Below are 661 nucleotides of genomic sequence, written 5' to 3'. Positions count from 1 at the left end.
ACGCCGATTTAGAAAAAATTAGAACCATTGACATTGAAAGCTTTAAAGCTGAAACCATCCACATACTTTACCCTAAAGAACAAGGGTTAAACGGATTAGAAAACGCTTTAGAAGATATTATAAAACAAGTTGAAAAAGCACTTGATAGAAAAACAAATATTATCATTCTATCAGACAGAGGCGTAAATAAAGATTTTGCACCAATTCCTGCATTATTAGCCTGTTCATATGTAAACCACCAATTAAACCGTTTACGTAAGCGTTCATATTTTGACATCATAATCGAATCTGCTGAACCTCGTGAACCACACCACTTTGCCACATTATTTGGCTATGGCGCATCTGCAATTAACCCATACATGGTTAATGAAATTATTAGAATGCAGGTAAAAGAAGGCTTTATTACAGACTATAATGAAGATGAAGCCGTAGAAAACTTTAACAAAGCCATTGGTAAAGGATTATTAAAAATTATGAATAAAATTGGAATCTCTACACTACACTCATACAGAGGTTCTCAAATTTTTGAAATTGTTGGTTTCAACTCAGCATTTGTTGAAAAATATTTCCCATATACAGCCTCAAGAATTGAAGGTATTGGCTTATATGAAATTGAAAAAGAAATTAGCGAACGCTATAAATACGCCTATCCAGACACACA

The 661-nt window shown here is 33.1% G+C and carries 1 protein-coding gene; it reads left to right on the top strand.

The annotated features are described in order from the left end of the window. The coding region (locus FUA24_RS25630) for a glutamate synthase central domain-containing protein (protein ID WP_317131935.1) at positions 1-661 on the top strand (661 nt) is incomplete at both ends.

The organism is Seonamhaeicola marinus (assembly GCF_008085455.1).
This window is presented reverse-complemented; position numbering and strand designations above follow the sequence as displayed.